Source organism: Microbaculum marinum, assembly GCF_037855135.1.
GTDB lineage: Bacteria > Pseudomonadota > Alphaproteobacteria > Rhizobiales > Tepidamorphaceae > Microbaculum > Microbaculum marinum.
Genome location: NZ_JAZHOF010000011.1, coordinates 98,407 through 116,285, shown reverse-complemented (window position 1 = coordinate 116,285; position 17,879 = coordinate 98,407). Strand labels below are relative to the sequence as shown.

The 17,879-nt window shown below is 65.0% G+C and carries 17 protein-coding genes; 5 read left to right on the top strand and 12 right to left on the bottom strand.

Going from position 1 to position 17,879, the window contains the following annotated elements:
* Positions 1-100: 100 nt before the first annotated feature.
* Positions 101-1,933, bottom strand: coding sequence for a hypothetical protein (locus tag V3328_RS22825; protein ID WP_340332034.1), 1,833 nt, complete (start codon positions 1,931-1,933; stop codon positions 101-103).
* Between the two features lie 360 nt (positions 1,934-2,293).
* On the opposite strand from V3328_RS22825, the gene V3328_RS22820 reads away from it, so the two are divergent.
* From V3328_RS22820 to ligD, 3 genes are all read left to right on the top strand, one after another.
* Positions 2,294-2,560 carry a hypothetical protein gene (locus V3328_RS22820; RefSeq protein WP_340332033.1) on the top strand — a complete coding sequence of 89 codons (267 nt, stop codon included), beginning with the start codon at positions 2,294-2,296 and terminating at the stop codon, positions 2,558-2,560.
* A gap of 75 nt (positions 2,561-2,635) precedes the next feature.
* On the top strand, positions 2,636-3,526 hold the full coding sequence (ku, locus tag V3328_RS22815; RefSeq protein ID WP_340332032.1) for a non-homologous end joining protein Ku: 891 nt from the start codon (positions 2,636-2,638) through the stop codon (positions 3,524-3,526).
* Positions 3,523-6,069 (top strand): DNA ligase D, encoded by a 2,547-nt coding sequence (gene ligD / locus V3328_RS22810; protein ID WP_340332031.1) that lies wholly within the window; start codon positions 3,523-3,525, stop codon positions 6,067-6,069. The genes ku and ligD overlap by 4 nt, the downstream gene beginning before the upstream one ends.
* 119 nt (positions 6,070-6,188) lie before the next feature.
* On the opposite strand, the gene V3328_RS22805 is transcribed toward ligD, so the two are convergent.
* Positions 6,189-7,355: a cupin domain-containing protein gene (locus V3328_RS22805; protein WP_340332030.1), complete on the bottom strand. Its 1,167-nt coding sequence runs from the start codon at positions 7,353-7,355 to the stop codon at positions 6,189-6,191.
* Positions 7,356-7,491: 136 nt separating this feature from the next.
* Positions 7,492-8,445, bottom strand: coding sequence for a tRNA (adenosine(37)-N6)-dimethylallyltransferase MiaA (miaA, locus tag V3328_RS22800; RefSeq protein ID WP_340332029.1), 954 nt, complete (start codon positions 8,443-8,445; stop codon positions 7,492-7,494).
* Between miaA and serB the strand changes: the two genes are divergently transcribed.
* Positions 8,444-9,331: a phosphoserine phosphatase SerB gene (gene serB / locus V3328_RS22795; protein WP_340332028.1), complete on the top strand. Its 888-nt coding sequence runs from the start codon at positions 8,444-8,446 to the stop codon at positions 9,329-9,331. The two genes, miaA and serB, sit on opposite strands and share 2 nt — an antisense overlap.
* A 66-nt stretch (positions 9,332-9,397) precedes the next feature.
* Here serB and V3328_RS22790 read toward each other — a convergent pair whose 3' ends face one another.
* The 9 genes from V3328_RS22790 to V3328_RS22750 all read right to left on the bottom strand — a co-directional run bounded on the left by V3328_RS22790 (position 9,398) and on the right by V3328_RS22750 (position 16,863).
* A complete protein-coding gene (locus V3328_RS22790; protein WP_340332136.1) occupies positions 9,398-10,855 on the bottom strand; it encodes a DegQ family serine endoprotease in 1,458 nt (485 codons plus the stop codon).
* A 172-nt stretch (positions 10,856-11,027) separates the two neighbouring features.
* Positions 11,028-11,213: a DUF2065 domain-containing protein gene (locus tag V3328_RS22785; protein ID WP_340332027.1), complete on the bottom strand. Its 186-nt coding sequence runs from the start codon at positions 11,211-11,213 to the stop codon at positions 11,028-11,030.
* Entirely contained in the window at positions 11,210-12,127 is a 918-nt protein-coding gene (hflC, locus tag V3328_RS22780; protein WP_340332026.1) for a protease modulator HflC, read from the bottom strand. The genes V3328_RS22785 and hflC overlap by 4 nt, the downstream gene beginning before the upstream one ends.
* Positions 12,124-13,266, bottom strand: coding sequence for an FtsH protease activity modulator HflK (gene hflK, locus V3328_RS22775; protein ID WP_340332025.1), 1,143 nt, complete (start codon positions 13,264-13,266; stop codon positions 12,124-12,126). The genes hflC and hflK overlap by 4 nt, the downstream gene beginning before the upstream one ends.
* A 195-nt stretch (positions 13,267-13,461) precedes the next feature.
* Complete coding sequence (locus tag V3328_RS22770; protein WP_340332024.1) at positions 13,462-14,589, bottom strand: S-(hydroxymethyl)glutathione dehydrogenase/class III alcohol dehydrogenase; 1,128 nt, start codon at positions 14,587-14,589, stop codon at positions 13,462-13,464.
* Positions 14,590-14,667: 78 nt separating this feature from the next.
* Positions 14,668-15,183, bottom strand: a complete 516-nt coding sequence (locus V3328_RS22765) for a dihydrofolate reductase (RefSeq protein WP_340332023.1) — start codon at positions 15,181-15,183, stop codon at positions 14,668-14,670.
* Complete coding sequence (locus tag V3328_RS22760) at positions 15,180-15,620, bottom strand: GNAT family N-acetyltransferase (protein ID WP_340332022.1); 441 nt, start codon at positions 15,618-15,620, stop codon at positions 15,180-15,182. The genes V3328_RS22765 and V3328_RS22760 overlap by 4 nt, the downstream gene beginning before the upstream one ends.
* Before the next feature lie 68 nt (positions 15,621-15,688).
* Positions 15,689-16,018 (bottom strand): DMT family transporter, encoded by a 330-nt coding sequence (locus tag V3328_RS22755; RefSeq protein ID WP_378758859.1) that lies wholly within the window; start codon positions 16,016-16,018, stop codon positions 15,689-15,691.
* Positions 16,019-16,068: 50 nt separating this feature from the next.
* Positions 16,069-16,863, bottom strand: a complete 795-nt coding sequence (locus V3328_RS22750; RefSeq protein ID WP_340332135.1) for a thymidylate synthase — start codon at positions 16,861-16,863, stop codon at positions 16,069-16,071.
* A gap of 123 nt (positions 16,864-16,986) precedes the next feature.
* Between V3328_RS22750 and V3328_RS22745 the strand changes: the two genes are divergently transcribed.
* Positions 16,987-17,850 carry a potassium channel family protein gene (locus V3328_RS22745; RefSeq protein ID WP_340332020.1) on the top strand — a complete coding sequence of 288 codons (864 nt, stop codon included), beginning with the start codon at positions 16,987-16,989 and terminating at the stop codon, positions 17,848-17,850.
* The last annotated feature ends 29 nt before the right edge of the window (positions 17,851-17,879 follow it).

The window sequence follows — 17,879 nt, the reverse complement described above, 5'->3', positions numbered from 1 at the left end:
GCGGCAACGCACGCCGTCCGCCAGGCATCCCAACCCTCCGCTCATTCCCGCGAAAGCGGGAATCCAGGGCGGCGGTGCGCCGGATTGTTCTGCTCGATCCCTACTCGCCCAATTGCTCATCGTCACCTGACGCCAGGAAATCGACATAGCGCGTCAGCCAAGGCCAGTCCTCCTTAGCTGCCAGTTTTCGCAGCAGATCGGCGTTATCTCGGACAAAGCGTCTGTAGGGCGCAAACCGCACCGTCGACGTCTTTACCCAGGCTCGAAGGTCAACGTCGGCCCATCCATCAATCCGGCCCCCGATTGCGGAGGTAATCGACTGAAAAATCTTAGACTTCTTCAGTGCTTCCACACCGACTAGAGTGAGCGCCGCTCCACCAATCGCACCGCCCGCACCCCCCAGAATCGTTCCGATCGTCACGGGTGAGAGGACCGCCCCGGCAACGAGAACGATCATCGTATTTTTGACGGTCACCGCCACGAACGCGGAACCGCGCTCCGATTCAGCTCCCTCGCCGGCTGCCTCAAGTGCGTGCTCAAAGTCTTCAACCGTCGCTGGCGCGAACACATCGTCCGCCCGCTTCATTTTCGCGACCAACTCGTAATTTGTATCATGTGCGGCGCGTCGATCTTCGCTGGAAGCAGAATAGTTCCGCACGAGTTGCAGAAGTTCCTGTCCTTCTTGGGTCGACAGGATCAGCGGCCGGTGGATCATAAGGAGACTATCTAATGCAGCCTTGGCCTTGTCCTCCAGTGGCGGCACTAGCTGGTTTTCGATTTGTCGGCCAGTTGCCGCCGACGTCTGCTCCATTTGCACGCCGAGGCCCCAGATTTCGGCCCAATTGACGTCAATTTCTGGCGCTCCCGCAATTGCAGTTACGTATCGTGAAACGACGCGAACGAGCTCTGGGTTAAGATTGGGGGACAGTAGCGGCAACAATTCATTGCCCAACGTGACAGCCTGAGGTGCAAGTTGCCGGATCCTGTCGATATCATCGTTCACCGCATCAAGCGGCCGGACCGGACCTCGATCAATCAGACCATCTTCGTTGACCACTCGTCGCAATCCGGCCGACTGCGGTGGAAGAGGCGGAGGAGGAGTCCGAGGCGTATCGAGAATCGGGGCAGAATCTTCCGTTGCGTACCGCCCCTCTATCTCCTCGATCCGCCTCTTGATCAGCGCATTCACATGGGCTGGACCGTGCTCCCACTCCTCATTTTCAATCAGCACATAAGCCAGATCGATTTCCTTCGCGGCCTCGGCATTGGCGTGCGCGGCGCGGCCCCAAAGCAAACGTTCGTACCAGTTAATCCAGACCCCCCAGTCCTCGTCAGCTGTTTCCAGATCACCCTTCACAGCGTTCCAGCCTTTGCCGACCCAACTGGCCGGATCGCCCGGCCAGAGTGGTCTAGCCGCGATACGATCAACCGCCGCACCGCCGTCATACAGCTCCGCATCAAAAGAAATCGCACCCCACATCGCCCGCATGGCGGCGGTGACTTCATCGATAGAAGTATAATCGGCGACAAAGGCAGCGGCCGAACCGGCCGTGCGCGATGTGGCCAGCGCGGTTTCGGCGGCGGAAGCGCGCGCCCCTACGGCGTCGGTACCGGCTATCCGCGCTGCAGCGTACGCGGCTGTGGTCGCACCGTTGCTGGCAGCGTCATAGGTGAAATAGGCGAAATTGGTTGCGGCGATTGCGGCGGAATTAGAATCTCGGGAAGGGTATTTGCTCGCTGCCAGCGCAGCACTTAGTGCCCGGAAAATCGGCAAGACAGTAACGCGCGTAAGTTCCGGACTCGTGTCCGATTCCAGCCTGGCAAGTACTGGAATCGTCCGGGCTGCCGCACGCGAGGCAAGCGCGGCAGCCGACGCCTTGGGCTTGCCGTCTAACCAAGCCGACAGTTCTGTAATACCTTCAATTTCGGACATCGAACTACCTGCCCAAATAGAACTACGTCCGGAGTGCCCTCAGGGAATGACTCGCGCAAGGATAGCGCGCGTGCCCAACGCTCGCCAGGAAACCTCCCCTAACCCCCGCCAACGCACTTGCTTCGAGTTGGCGACGGAAATAGCTGCCGGTGTTTTGGGGAAGGAGCAGCTGCGACTATTCATAGTTTCTATTCCGGTGGAGCACTCTAGCTCCACGATATCCTCCGTGTCGCGTTCCTTCGGCCGGCTTCACGGGGTGTCCGGCATACAAGCAGTTCTGGATCGTCCGCCCATCAAGCTTGAAGACGTCGCCGCTAACCCCGATCATTGGGCCGATTCGGCAACCGGTTGGCACGAGGCATGAGCCGGACCCAACTCGACATGTTCGCGGAACAGGACGACCTGTTCCCGACCGAGCCGATCGTCTATCGCGCCGATCCCGACAGGATCAGGCGGCGGCTCGGGCGCATCCTTGCCGAGGCGCGCGCCGCCGACACGATGCCTTGGGATCGCTCGCGGCTCGAACTCTACAGGACGATATTTCAGCAGATGGCGCTGTCGCTGCCGGAAGACGAGGCCGCGCAGCTCCGGCTGGAATTCGACCGGGAGATCGAAAGGCTCGCCTGACCGGGCGCATGCCTCTCCCCTGGAACCAATCCCCTCCCCCGCCGTTTCCTTACTTGTTTCGAGTCGGAGGCGGAGATGGCTGCGCGTGCTTTGTGGAAGGGGCAGTTGCGACTGTCTCTCGTGTCGATTCCCGTGGAACTCTACAGCGCGACGCGGTCGGGCGCGTCGATTTCCTTCAGACAGATCCACGAACCCTCCGGCAAGCCGGTGCACTATCAGAAGGTCGTGGACGGCATCGGGCCGATCGACAGCGCCGACATCATGAAGGGCTTCGAGTTCGAGAAGGACAACTACGTCCTGCTCGATCCCGACGAGGTCGACGCCATCAAGCTGGAAACGAAGAAGACGCTGGAACTGGTGCAGTTCGTCGGCGCCTGCGAGATCCCGCCGCTCTATTTCGACAAGCCCTACTACCTCGTTCCCACCGACGAGCTGGCGATGGACGCCTATTCCGTGGTGCGCGACGCGCTGCGCGAGACCGAGAAGATCGGGCTCGGCCAGCTCGCCCTGCGCGGCAAGGAATATCTCGCCGCCATCAAGCCGTGCGGCAACGGGCTCCTGCTGGAGACCCTGCACTACGAGGACGAGATCAGGAAGGCCGACCCGCTGTTCTCCGAAATCTCCGACGACAAGGCCGACAAGGACCTGCTCGAGGTCGCCACCACGCTGATCGAGCGCAAGTCCGCGCCCTTCGACGCCAGCGCCTTCAAGGACCACTATACCGACGCGCTGCGGGCGCTCGTCGATCGCAAGCGCGGCAACAAGAAGGCGAAACGCGTCGCAGCCGAGGACACCGGCCGGGCTGGCGACGACAACGTGGTGGACCTGATGTCGGCGCTGAAGAAGAGCCTGGAGGGCACCAAGGCGTCGGGCAAGGGGTCGTCGAAAACGAAGTCCTCGTCGAAGTCGACGTCCGGCTCCTCCTCGTCGAAGTCCAGGTCGCGCGGGTCGAAGAAGGCGGCATGAGCGACCGGGCCGGCACGCTGGAGGAATACAATGCCCGGCGCGACTTCGGCCGCACGCGCGAGCCGAAGGGCAAGCGCGCCCGGCGCCGCAAGTCCGGCCTGCGCTTCCTGGTGCAGCGCCACGACGCGCGCCGCGAGCACTACGACTTCCGGCTGGAATGGGACGGCGTCCTGAAGAGCTGGGCGGTGACCAAGGGGCCGAGCCTCGATCCGGCCGACAAGCGGCTGGCGGTCCGCACCGAGGACCATCCGATGGCCTACGGCGACTTCGAGGGCACGATCCCCAAGGGCGAGTACGGGGCCGGCACCGTGATGCTCTGGGACACCGGCACCTGGGAGCCGATCGACGATCCGGCAACGGGGCTCGACGCGGGAAAGATGCACTTCCGCCTCGACGGCGAGCGGATGAAGGGCGAGTGGATCCTGATCCGCATGAAGCCGCGCGGCAACGAGAAGCGCGAGAACTGGCTGCTGATGAAGGCCGACGACGAGGATGCCTCGACCGGCCGAGCCCTGATCGAGCGCTTCACCAAGAGCGTCACGACCGGACGCACGCTCCGGCAGATCGCCGGGTCCGGGAACGAGTGGACCGGCGCGGACGACGGCGCCGTGAAACCGGCCGGGAAGGCCGCGGCCTCCCCCCGCAACGGAAAATCCGCACGCAGCCGCAAGCCCGCCAGGCTGCCGGGCTTCGAGAAGCCGCAGCTCGCCAGGCTCGTCTCCGATGTCCCCGCTGGCGAGGACTGGCTGCACGAGATGAAGTTCGACGGCTACCGCTGCCTCGTCGCGGTGGCCGGCGGCAAGGCGCGCTGCTACACCCGCTCGGGCCTCGACTGGACGGACAGGTTCCAGCCCGTCGCCGACGCCTGCGCCCGCCTCGACTGCGACGCCGCCCTGATCGACGGCGAGGTGGTCGCCGCCGACACCAGCGGCGCCTCGCAGTTCTCCTCGCTGCAGCAGGCGCTAAAGGATGGCGGGTCCTTGCGCTACTACGCCTTCGACCTGTTGTCGCTCGATGGCGCCGACCTGCGCGGGAAGCCCTTGCTCGACCGCAAGGAGGCGCTGAAGACGCTGCTGGAGTCGGTCGCCGCCGACAAGACCGTGCAGTATTCCGAGCACGTGCGCGGCAACGGCGACAAGGTGTTCCAGTCGGTCTGCAAGGCCGGCCGCGAGGGGATCATCGCCAAGAAGGCCGATGCGCCCTACGCCGGCCGCCGCGCCGGCACCTGGCTGAAGATCAAGTGCACGCGCCGCCAGGAATTCGTCATCGGCGGCTATTCGCCCTCCGACAAGAAGGGCCGGCAGTTCGCCTCGCTGCTGCTCGGCACCTATGAGGGCAGCGAGCTTCGCTATCGCGGCCGCGTCGGCACCGGATTTTCCGAGGCGACGATGGACGACATTTCGGCGAGACTGGCGGCGCTGGAACGCAAGACGTCGCCCTTCGCCGAGGTGCCGCGCGAGTTCGCCCGCGACGCCGTCTGGGTCACGCCGAAGCTCGTGGCGGAGGTCGATTTCACCGAGTTCACCAGCGACGGGCACGTCCGGCACGGATCGTTCCTGGGACTGCGCGACGACAAGAAGGCCAAGGCCGTGACGCTCGAAAAGCCGAAATCGGACAAGTCAGCTAAATCGGGATCCGCGGGATCGGAGGCCGATCCCGACAAGGTGCTGGGCGTCCATATCTCCAGCGCCGACCGGGTGGTCTACCCGCAGCAGGGGGTGACCAAGATCGACCTCGCCCGCTACTACGAGGCCGTCAGCGAACGGATGCTGCCGCTGGTCGAGAACCGCCTCTTGTCGCTGGTGCGCTGCCCGCAGGGGCGCAACCGCTCCTGCTTCTACCAGAAGCATGCCAGCGAGGGCTTTCCCGATGCGATCCGGCAGATGGACGTCAGGGAGAGTTCGGGCGGCACCGACAGCTACATGTACGTGACCGACGGCGCCGGCATCGTTTCGGCCGTCCAGATGGGGACGCTGGAATTCCACATCTGGTGGTCGCGGGTCGACGCGCTGGAGAAGCCGGACCGGCTGGTCTTCGACCTCGATCCCGACGAGGGCCTGTCGTTTTCCGACGTCCGCACCGCCGCCTTCGACCTGCGCGACCGGCTCTCCGACCTCGGCCTGAAGTCCGTGCCGCTGGTCACCGGCGGCAAGGGCGTCCACGTCGTGGTGCCGCTGACCCGGCGCGCGTCCGGGGAAGAGGCGAAGGGCTTCGCGGAGGCCTTCGCCCGGTCCTTCGCCGCCGACGAGCCCGAGCGCTTCACCGCGACGATGTCGAAGGCTAAGCGCAAGGGCCGCATCTTCATCGACTGGCTGCGCAACGAGCGCGGCTCGACCGCGATCGCCCCCTACTCGACCCGGTCGCGCGAAGGCGCCCCGGTCGCCACCCCCATCGACTGGGACGAGCTGACGTCACTGAAGGCGGCGAACGTGTTCCGGGTGGCCGACGTCATCGAGCGCGTCCAGGGCCCCGATCCGTGGGCCGAGGCGGCGGGCTGGCGCCAGTCGATCTCGAAGAAGGTCCTGGAGGCGGTGGCACGCTGAGGCTGGCACGCTCACGACGCAGCGACGGCATGGCGACGGCACCTGCATGACACGGCGACGGCACTCTCCTGGCATCGCTTGGCGACACCGCGAGGAGCAGCGTTACGAAGCGGTGCGGTTCAGCCTTTTCCCTCCGGCATCACCAGCCGGTGCGTCGGAAAATCCTCGAACGTCGCCTCCGGCACCTCGAAATTCGTCGCCAGCAGCAGGTCCGTCTGCGCCGACATCCACTCGGTGATGGAAATCGACTCGTAGGTGGCGTTGTTGAGCGCCAGCAGGACCTCGAGATCCTCATCGCCGACGTTTTCGATGTAGTGGCCGAACCCCTGCGGGACGTAGCCGACGTCGCCGGCAGAGAAATCCTCGGTTTTCGCGCGGCCGGCCGATCCGAAAACGGTCATCCGGGCCCTGCCGGACATGTAGAACTGCCATTCCGCCGCGTTCGGATGCCAGTGCATCTCCCGCATTCCGCCGGGCCTAATCGTCAGTATTGCGCCCGTGATCGTCGAGGAGATCGGGAACTCGTTCTGCGACACGATGGAAATCGTACCGCCCGGAAATTCCTCGGGTTTCTGGGCCAGCAGCTGGTAGCGGTGGCTGAGCGGGCCTGCGGTCACCGAACCGGGCGGCGGATCGAGCGGCAGCGCGGCGGGGACCGGTCCCTGCGAAATATAGACCTCCTTCTTCGGAAAGTTGGCGAAGGTCGATTCCGGCACCCCGAAATTCTTCGCCAGCACCTCTTTCGGGGTATGCGCGAGCCAGTCGGTGATCGAGAAGGTGCCGTACTCGGAGAAATAGCCGTTGTCGAATACCAGAATGAACTCGCAGCCTTCGGGGCCGAGTCCCTGGATCGAATGGCCGTAGCCGCGCGGAAAGTACCAGACATCTCCCTTGCCGAAGTCGACCGTCTGCGACTGGCCCTCCGGGTCGACGATGGTGATCCGGGCGCGGCCTTTCAGCATGTACGCCCATTCCGCGGCATTGGCATGCCAGTGGAGTTCCCGCAGGCCGCCGGGGTCCAGCGTCATGTAGACGCCGGCGATCTTCTCCGACACGGGAAATTGGGACACGTTCGCCTGTTTCGAGGTTCCGCCGTCGTACCGAGCAACCGTCTCCTGCCCCATCGCGAAGCGGAACGAAGGCAGTTCCTTGCCCGCGAGGGGTTCCGGCGCCGGTCCGAAGGGAGGCTGCATCGTCGCTTCATGCGCGTCCGCGACGCCGCCGGAGGCCATCAGGCCGCCCAGTGCAGCACCGCCCAGAACCAACCGCCTCGAGATCTCGGTCATTGTCGCCCCTCCCTCGGCCCGCAGGCCTGTCGACCTTGTTGATTGCGCGGGGATATTCCTACGGATCCAGGGCGTCCGGCAATCATACCTGGAGATAAGGCCCCGCAATTCCCGGCATGTCGTCGGGGCCGGGACCTCAGGGATCGCTCTGCCAGGGCGGCGCCATCCGTTCCCAACCGTCCATCTGATGCCGGAACCAGGTGAACTGGCGCTTGGCGTACTGCCGCGTTTCCGCCCTGGTCTTCTCCGCCGCCTGCTCGAGGGTCAGTTCGCCACGCAGATGCGCAATCAGGGGCCTCAGGCCGTGGGCCCGATAGCCGGGCAGATCGTGATCGAGTTCCATCTCCATCACCGCCCGGGCCTCCTCCAGCGCCCCGGCGGCCAGCATCACGTCGACGCGCTCGTCGATCCGCGCCCGCAACCGGTCGCGGTCGGGCCACAACACCAGCTTCGCGGCCGTGGCCGGATCGATCAGAGCCGGGCCCGGCGACTGGCGCTGCCATTCGGAGATGGGACGGCCCGTCGCCTCGTGGACTTCCAGCGCCCGGAGGATCCGGTGCGGATCACTCGGCGGCAGCCGCTCGGCCGCGTCCGGATCCCGTGCGGACAGTTCCGCGTACAGGGCCTCGGCGCCCTCTTCGGCAAGCCTTCGACGGATCGGCTCGCGAATCTCGGCAGGGATCTCCGGAATCGGCGACAGGCCCTGGGTGAGCGCCTTGAAGTACATCCCGGTGCCGCCCACGACGATCGGCACGCGGCGCGACGCCATCGCCTCCTCGATCGCCAGTTCGACATCGGACAACCACCGCCCCACCGAATAGCCGTCGCGAATCGGGACATGCCCGTAGAGACGGTGCAGCACCCGGGCTTCCTCGACCTCGGTCGGCCGCGCCGTCAGGATGCGCAACTCGGCATAGACCTGCATGGAATCGGCGTTTATGACGGTGCCGGCGACCCGCTCGGCAAGTTCGAGCGCCAGCGCCGACTTGCCGCTCGCCGTGGGTCCTGCGATCAGTACGGGCCTCCGTTCCTTCAGGAGGCTCAGTTTCTCCTCGAAATCCCTCAACACAGGTGCCCGTTCCGCTTCCATGAACCACGTCGTCGTCCTGATCGCCGATTCAAAGTCCGGTCTGGCTCCAGAAGTCGTCGAGACCGTCCGCACCGCCACCGGCGGCGGCGAGGAGCGCTGGCTCCGCAACGGCGTGGCCTGCGACATACCATTGCAGTCGCCCGTCGCCGAACCGAAATCGCTCGCAGCCGACATCCGCGCCGGCCTGTCCGGCATGGCCGTCGACGTTGCGATCCTGCCGGCAGACAACCGGCGCAAGTCGCTGCTCATCGCAGACATGGATTCGACCATTATCGGTCAGGAATGCATCGATGAGCTGGCCGACATGGTCGGCCTCAAGGCGCACGTCGCTGCCATTACCGAACGGGCGATGCGCGGCGAGATCGCCTTCGAGCCGGCGCTGCGGGAGCGCGTCGCGCTTCTGAAAGGCATCGATCTGGAGACCATCCGGCGACTGATCGACGAGCGGATCACGCTCAATCCAGGTGCAGAAACCCTTATACGGACCATGCGCGCGCACGGAGCGCACACCGCGCTGGTCTCCGGCGGTTTCAGCCTGTTCACCTCCAGGATCGCGGCCCTCGTCGGCTTCGACGAAAACCGTGCTAACGAACTGCTGCTGGAGGGCGACCGGCTTGTCGGGCTGGTCCGGGAGCCGATTCTGGGTCGCGACGCAAAGCGCGAGGCCCTGCTCGAACTGACTGCGGCAGCGGGCATCTCGAAGGATGCCGCCATCGCGGTCGGGGACGGGGCCAACGATCTTGCGATGCTGCAGGAAGCCGGACTGGGCGTCGCCTATCACGCCAAGCCGGCCGTCGCGGATGCCGCCGACATCAGGATCGATCACGGTGATCTGACGGCGCTGCTTTACGTTCAAGGCTACCGGAACGCCGATTTCGTCAGCTGAAGCCGACGTCAAACGCAAAACGGCGGGCCACAGGCCCGCCGTTTGCAATCTGGCAACGGCTGCCGGCTACTCGTCGAACGGCACCACCACAAACCGCAGCTCGCCGGCCGGATTGGCGATCAGCAGCAAGGCCGACTTCCGGCCCTTGTCCTTCAGCGAATCGAGCTGTTCGCGGACGTCGGCGGCCGAAGACACCTTCTCCTGTGCGACCTCGACGACCACGTCGCCCGCACGGATCTGCCGTTCGGCGGCCGGCCCGTCCGGGTCGACTTCTGTGATGATGGCACCCGCGACCGTTCCATCGATGCTGTAGCGCTCGCGCAGCTCGTCGTTCAGGTCGCTCAGGTCGAGGCCGAGCGCGCTGACGGTGGTGCTGTCGGGCTGCTCTTCGGCCGGCTCGTCCTCCGTATCGAGCGAGGCGAGCTCCTCGCCTTCCTCGAGACGACCGACATTGACCCTGAGCGTCAGCTCTTCGCCCTTGCGAAGAACCTTCACGTCGACGTCCTTGCCGATGCTCGTGTTGGCGACGATCCGCGGCAGCTGGCGCATCTCGGTTACCGGCTTGCCGTCGAACTCGAGGATGACGTCGCCCGTCTCGATCCCGCCTTCTTCGGCCGGGCCGTCCTCGCTGACGCCGGCGACGAGCGCGCCCGACGCAGAGGCCATGCCGAGGCTCTCGGCGATGTCATCGGTCACGGACTGGATGCGGACCCCGAGCCAGCCGCGCCGCGTCTCGCCGAACTCGATGAGCTGGTCGATGACGTTCTGGGCGATGTTTGCAGGCACCGCGAAGCCGATGCCGATGGAGCCGCCCGACGGCGAGATGATCGCCGTGTTCACGCCCACGACCTCGCCATCCATGTTGAACAGCGGGCCGCCCGAATTGCCCCGGTTGATGGAGGCATCCGTCTGGATGAAGGAGTCGTAGGGGCCGGCGTTGATGTCGCGGTTGCGCGCCGAGACGATGCCCGCCGTCACCGTGCCGCCGAGGCCGAACGGATTGCCGATCGCAAGCACCCAGTCGCCGACCCGAAGCGAGTCGGAATCGCCGAACTTCAGCGCCTTCAACGGCTCCGCAGGCTGGACCCGGAGGACGGCAAGATCGGTCTTCTCGTCCCGGCCGATCAGTTCCGCCGGCAGCTTCGTTCCGTCGTTGAAGTTGGCGACGATCTCGTCGGCGTCCGCGATGACGTGATTGTTGGTGATGATGATGCCGGATTCGTCGATGATGAAGCCCGAGCCCAGCGAGTTGACGCGGCGCGGGCGCTGATCCTGCTCACCGTTGCCTTCCTGGTTGAAGAACTCCTCGAAGAACTCCTCGAACGGCGAACCTTCGGGTACCTGGGGCATGGGGATGCCGCGCGATCCGGTGACCCGCTGGGACGTCGAGATATTGACCACCGAATCGATCAGCGCATCCGACAGGTCGGCGAAGGAATCCGGGGCGCCCCGTGCGTAGGCGGGCGTCTGCGTGTCGAAGGACGCGGTGCCCACCACCGCAACTGCCAGCGCCACCGCGCCCATACGCACACACCGTGCCCGAAGTGACCGGGCCGAACGATGCTCAAACGCCATTTGGAAGCCTCCAATCAAGAACCACGTCGGCGTCGGCGACTCTGGCGACGCGCGCACTGCCAGTCCGAAGATTACACCAACTGCACCAATCCCCGGAAACCGATAACACAATCGTATGCGATCAGCCGCGGATCAGCCACACGACGAACAGGCCGGTGGCGGCCGCTGCCAGGCCGCCTGCCCTGAGCGTGGCGTCCGGCATGCCGAGCGCCGATTCCATCATCCGCTTCAGACGGGACGGAAATGCGGCGTAGACGACGCCCTCTATCACCAGGACCAGTCCGAGAGCGACGACGAAATCGCTCATTCAGCCTGTGCCGCCGGGGAGCCGCCGATGCCGGGCTGCTGCTCGGAGCCGAACGGCGTTCCGAAATATCGGAAGAAGTCCGAATTCGGCGACAGAAGCAGCCGGGTGTCCCCATTCGCCAGAGCGTCGTCATAAGCCTGCATGGACCGGTAGAACGCGAAGAAGTCCGGATCCTGGGTATAGGCTTCGGCGAATATCGAACTGCGTTCGGCATCGCCCTCGCCTCGGATCTGTTCCGATTCGCGATTTGCGTCGGCCACGATGACGATCGCATCGCGATCGGCCCGCGCCCTGATCCGGCGCGCCTCCTCGGCACCTTCCGCCCGGATCTGCGAGGCTTCCTGCTCGCGTTCGGTCTGCATGCGCCGGAAGATCGCCTCCGAGTTCGCCTGCGGCAGGTCGGCCCTGCGAATGCGCACGTCGATGACCGTAATGCCGAAACTCTGGGCCTCGCGGTTTACCTGCTGCGTGATCTGCGTCATCAATTCGGGACGGTCATCGCGCACCACGGCGAAGAACGTGGCATCGCCGAGCACGCGGCGGACGGCCGAGTTGAGGACCGTGGCCAGCCGCGAGCTCGCCTGGCTGATCGAGCCGGCCGACTGATAGAACCTAAGCGGATCGGTGATCCGGTAGCGGGCGAACGCGTCGACGACCAGGCGCTTCTGGTCGGAGGCGATGACCTCCTGGACCGGCGAATCGAGATCGAGGATGCGGTTGTCGACGAAGATGACCGAATCCGCGATCGGCAGTTTCCAGTGCAGGCCGGGATCGTTGATGATCACGCGCTGCGGTTCGCCGAAGCGGAGAACGAGGGCGTTTTCGGTCTGATAGACGGTAAACACCGAGCCCCACAGCGCGATGAGCGCGATGACGATCAGGACCAGCACGCCACCAAAAAGGGATCGTCTCATTGGGCTGCTCCCGAACTCACGTTTCCACTGCCCGTTCGGGATGCCGGCCGGCCAAGCTGTTCGAGCGGCAGGTAGGGAACGACCCCGCTGCCGCCGGCCTGCTCGTCGATGATGATGTTCTCGGTCGAGCCCAGGACCCTTTGCATGGTCTCGATGAACAGGCGCTCGCGGGTCACGGCGGGCGCCTTGCGGTATTCCTCGAAGACGCTGAGGAAGCGGTCGGCCTGACCACGCGCCTCCGCGACCGTCTGGTCGCGATAGGCCTCGGCCTGCTGCGTCACCTGGGCGGCTTCACCACGCGCTTCCGGCACGACCCGGTTCGCGTAGGCCTGGGCCTCGTTGCGAAGGCGCTCCTGGTCGGCGCGGGCGGCCTGCACGTCGCGGAAGGCATCGATGACCTGCGCCGGCGGATCGACCTTCTGGAGCTGCACCTGAGTGATGAGAATGCCGGACTCATACGTGTTGAGGGTCTGCTGCATGAGTTCGAGCACATCCTGTTCCGTGATCGCACGCGCCTGCGTCAGGACCGGCTGCAACTGGCTGCGGCCGATCACCTCGCGCATGGCGCTTTCGGCAACGGCCTTCACGGTGCCTTCCGGATTCTGGATGTTGAAGAGATAGTCGGCCGCGTTGTTGATGAGCCAGAACACCGACACGTCCACGTCGACGATATTCTCGTCGCCGGTCAGGATCAGGCTTTCCTCGGGGACGTCACGGACGGTGGATGACCTGCCGTCCTCGAGCAGGCGCATGCCGATGTCGATCCGGTTGATGCGGGTAACCTGCGGCGTCAGCACCGTCTCGATCGGATACGGCAGATGATAGTGGAGGCCCGGCCCGGTCTGCGTGACGAACTGGCCGAAGCGCAGCACGACCCCCTGCTGGTCTGCATCGACGCGGTAGAATCCGCTGAAGCCCCACAGCGCGACAAGCACCAGCGCGATAAGGAACAGGCCCTTGGCTCCCATCGAGCCGCCGGGCATGACCGACTTGAGCCGGTCCTGGCTGCGTCGCAGGATCTCCTCGAGGTCGGGAGGCTGTCCCCCCTGTCCGCCGCCGCCACCGCCGGGCGGGCTGCCCCAAGGGCCACCATTTCCTCCGCGCCAGCCGCCGCTGCCGCCTTGATTGCTCCAGGGCATTGATGCTCCTCGTTCGTGTGAAATCCCGCGTCCGGTAGCGGCCGGAAATCCAAGCCCGCCGCGTTATAGGACAGCGTCCCCCCGCTTTCAACGAAAGCCGGTCCAGCGGCAGACGTGGGCACTCGCCCCGCTGTTGTCAACTGGAGGACACCGTTTCGCCAGACGCCGACGGTCCGGCGCCCCCGGCCGCAGGTTTCAGTAGAGCACGACCGAACGGATCGATTCGCCGGCGTGCATCAGATCGAAGCCCTTGTTGATCTCGTCCAGCGGCATCGTGTGGGTGATCATCGGATCGATCTCGATCTTGCCGTCCATGTACCACTCGACGATCTTCGGGACGTCCGTCCGCCCCCGTGCGCCGCCGAAGGCGGTACCCTTCCAGACGCGGCCAGTGACGAGCTGGAAGGGGCGGGTGGAAATCTCCGCGCCGGCCGGCGCGACGCCGATGACGATCGACTGGCCCCAGCCGCGATGCGCGCATTCGAGCGCCTGGCGCATGACGGTGACGTTGCCGGTGCAGTCGAACGTGTAGTCCGCGCCGCCGATCTGGTCGGCGCCGTGCTTCGTCATGTTGACGAGGTGCGCGACGAGGTCCCCGTCGATTTCGGTCGGATTGACGAAATGGGTCATGCCGAAACGCTCGCCCCACTCCTTCTTCGAATTGTTCAGGTCGACGCCGATGATCATGTCGGCGCCGGCGAGCCTGAGACCCTGGATGACGTTCAGCCCGATGCCGCCGAGCCCGAACACGACGGCCTTGGCGCCGGCCTCGACCTTGGCCGTGTTGATCACCGCGCCGATGCCGGTGGTGACGCCGCAGCCGATATAGCAGACCTTGTCGAACGGCGCGTCCTCGCGGATCTTCGCGACCGCGATCTCCGGCAGCACCGTGTGGTTGGCGAAGGTCGACGTGCCCATGTAGTGGAACAGCGGCTTGCCATCGAGCGAGAACCGGGACGAGCCGTCGGGCATCAGCCCCTGCCCCTGGGTCGCGCGGATCGCCGTGCACAGGTTGGTCTTCTGCGACAGGCAACTCGGGCACTGGCGGCACTCGGGCGTGTAGAGCGGAATGACATGGTCGCCCTTCTTCACGCTCTTGACGCCGGGCCCGACGTCGACGACCACACCGGCGCCTTCGTGTCCGAGAATCGCCGGGAACAGGCCTTCCGGATCGGCGCCGGACAGCGTGAACTCGTCTGTGTGGCAGATACCGGTCGCCCTGACCTCGACCAGGACCTCGCCTTCCTTCGGACCCTCAAGGTCGACCTCGGCAATCTCGAGCGGCTTGCCGGCCTCGAAGGCCACGGCGGCGCAGGTTTTCATGGGCAGCGATCCTCCGGTTGGTGAATTCGGGCGCACCTTGCCCGGTAACCGGGGGCGGGAGCAAGGCCGGACCGACCGTCAATGCGAGGATCGTTCGTACACCACGAATGCAAAGCCGGCCGAATCCTTTTCCGACCGCTCACCCGGTTCCCGCGAGACCTCATGCCAGGCGCCCATATCGATCTCCGGGAACGTGGCGTTGCCCTCCGCTGCCGTCGCGACTTCGGTGACATAGAGGCGGTCGGCCCGATCGAGCGCCTCGGCGTAGATCTGCGCACCGCCTATGATGAAGACCTCGTCGAGACCGCGCGCACGGGCAAAGCCCTCGGCGAGCGTGACGGCCTCATCCAGCGAATAGGCGACAGTGACGTCGGGCGCGGTGAATCCGGTGCGGCGGGTCACGACGATATTGTCGCGCCCCGGCAGGGGTCGGCCGATCGATTCGAACGTCTTGCGGCCCATGATCACGGGTTTGCCCATCGTGACCGACTTGAAGTACCTCAGGTCCGACGGCAACCGCCACGGCAGGCCGTTGTCACGGCCGATGACCCCATTCTCCGCGATGGCGACGATGATCGATAGGCGGGCGGTCATTCGTCGGACGCCGCAAGCCGGTCGAGCGCCTCTCCGGACGCCCTGAACCCGGTCCATCCGTCCAGCGCCGTGGCGCCCAGTGACTTGTAGAAGCCGATCGAAGGCTCGTTCCAGTCGAGAACCGACCATTCCAGCCGCCCGAGCCCTTCCTCCAAGCAGCGCCCGGCCAGCCGCTTGAGCATCGCCTTGCCGATTCCCCTGCCCCGGAAGGACGGCCTGACGTACAGGTCCTCCACATAGATCCCGTGCTGGCCGCGAAACGTCGAGAAACTGTAGAACCACATCGCGAAGCCGGCCGGCTTGCCGTCCCATTCGGCGATCTCGCAGAAGGTCCGCGGCATGTTTCCGAACAGGGCGAGATCGATATGCTCCTCCCGTGCCGTAACCTCGTCGGCAAGCTTCTCGTATTCGGCAAGCTCGCGGATGAATTCGAGCACGAGGCCGGCTTCCCCCGGCCAGGCCGGTCGGAGAGAGATCCCGCCCTTCGGCGGAGTGGCTTTAGCGGTCAATGCGTCACCGTTTCCGACAGCAGGTTGATGATGAGAACGCCGGCCAGGATCAGCGCCATCCCGATGATCGCCGGCAGATCCGGCACCTGCCGGTATACCAGCGCGCCGACCACGGCCACGAGCACGACGCCGAGACCGGCCCAGATGGCATAAGCGATTCCGACGGGAATCGTTCGCAGCGACACGCTGAGAAAATAGAAGGCGCATGCGTAGCCGATCACCACGATCACCGATGGGACGAGCACGGTGAAACCGTTTGCCGCCTTGAGCGCCGACGTGGCGACGACCTCGAAGACGATCGCGGTGAACAGATAGACCAGATGCATGGGCATCGAACGACCCTCGGCGGATGCCCTGTCGGGCGTGCGGCGAAACGCTATACGGATACTTCGGCCTTGATATGTGGGTGCGCCTCGTAGCCCTCCAGCGCGAAATCGTCGTAGACGAACCCGAAGATGTCCGTGACCGCCGAGTTGATGTGCATCCTCGGCAGCGGCTTCGGGTCCCGGCTCAACTGCAGGCGGGCCTGGTCGAGATGGTTGCGGTAGAGGTGCGCATCGCCGAGCGTATGCACGAATTCGCCGGGTCTCAGGCCGGTCACCTGGGCGATCATCATGGTCAGCAGCGCATAGGAGGCGATGTTGAAGGGAACGCCTAGGAAGACGTCCGCCGAGCGCTGATAGAGCTGGCAGGACAGTCGCCCGCCGCCGACCCAGAACTGGAACAGGCAATGACAGGGCGGCAGCGCCATCTTGCCGATATCCGCAGGATTCCAAGCAGTTACGATCAGCCTGCGAGAGTCGGGATTTTCCCGGATCTGCGCGACCACGTCCGATATCTGGTCGATCGCGCCGCCGTCCGGTGTCGGCCACGACCGCCACTGATGGCCGTAGACCGGTCCGAGATCGCCATTGTCGTCGGCCCATTCGTCCCAGATTCTCACGCCGTGATCCTTGAGATAGGCGATGTTCGTATCGCCGCTCAGGAACCACAGGAGTTCGTGGATGATGGACTTGAGATGCAGCTTCTTGGTGGTCACCATCGGAAAGCCGTCCGCCAGATCGAAACGCATCTGGTGCCCGAACACGCTGAGCGTGCCGGTGCCGGTGCGGTCGCCCTTGGCGAGCCCCTCTTCGAGGATTCGGCTCAGCAGATCGTGATACTGGCGCATGATCGGCTCCTTGTCGGACGCCATTCTAGGTGATTCCGCGGCAAGGCGAACCAGCCGGAACTCGGCCACTGCTGCCCCGTGGACATCTGGACCCCGGGTGCACAATCGGTTCATTTAGGCAGCATGGCCAAAACGACAAAATCCGGCACGTCTAGCAAGCCCGCAGCCGAGACAACGGACTCCGAGGCTCGGTCCGATCGCGGGGAACGCACTCCGTGGGCTAACCTGAAGTCCGAGATCACCGAACTCTACGAGGGCAGGAGTCGGGCCGCGACACGGTTCCGCTACGGCCTGCTCGCATTCGACGTCCTGCTGATCGTCTTCTTCCTGTTGACGGTCCCGCTGCAGGATCCGCCCTGGCTGATCGCCCTCGACGTCGTGATCGCGATTCCGCTGATCCTGGACTTCCTGGCGCGGTTCTGGATCGCCCGCAAGAAGAGCAGCTATCTGCTGCAGGTCACGACGATCGCCGACGTCCTGATCATCGTATCGCTGCTGCTGCCGCTGTTCTTCGACAACCTCGCCTTCCTGCGCGTGATCAGGACTTTGCGCCTGCTGCGCTCCTATCACGTCATGCGCGACCTGCGCAGCGACCTGCCGTTCGTGAAGCGCAACGAGGAACTGCTGCACAGCCTGGTCAACCTGGTCGTCTTCGTGTTCTCGGTTACCGCTCTGGTTTTCGTGCTCGAGGCGGGAGCGAACCCCCAGATCGCCAGCTATCTCGACGCCCTCTACTTCACCGTCGCCACGCTGACGACGACGGGATTCGGCGACATCACGTTGCAGGATCGCAACGGCCGGCTGTTGTCGGTCGTCATCATGGTCGTGGGCGTCGCGCTCTTCCTGCGCCTCGTCCAGACCGTCTTTCGCCCCAACAAGGTGCGCCATACCTGTCCGGACTGCGGACTAAAGGTGCACGATCCAGACGCAGTCCACTGCAAGCACTGCGGGCGGGTCCTGAACATCGAGACCGAAGGCCACCGCTGACGAGCGAGGCAACGCGACGCTCCGGCGGC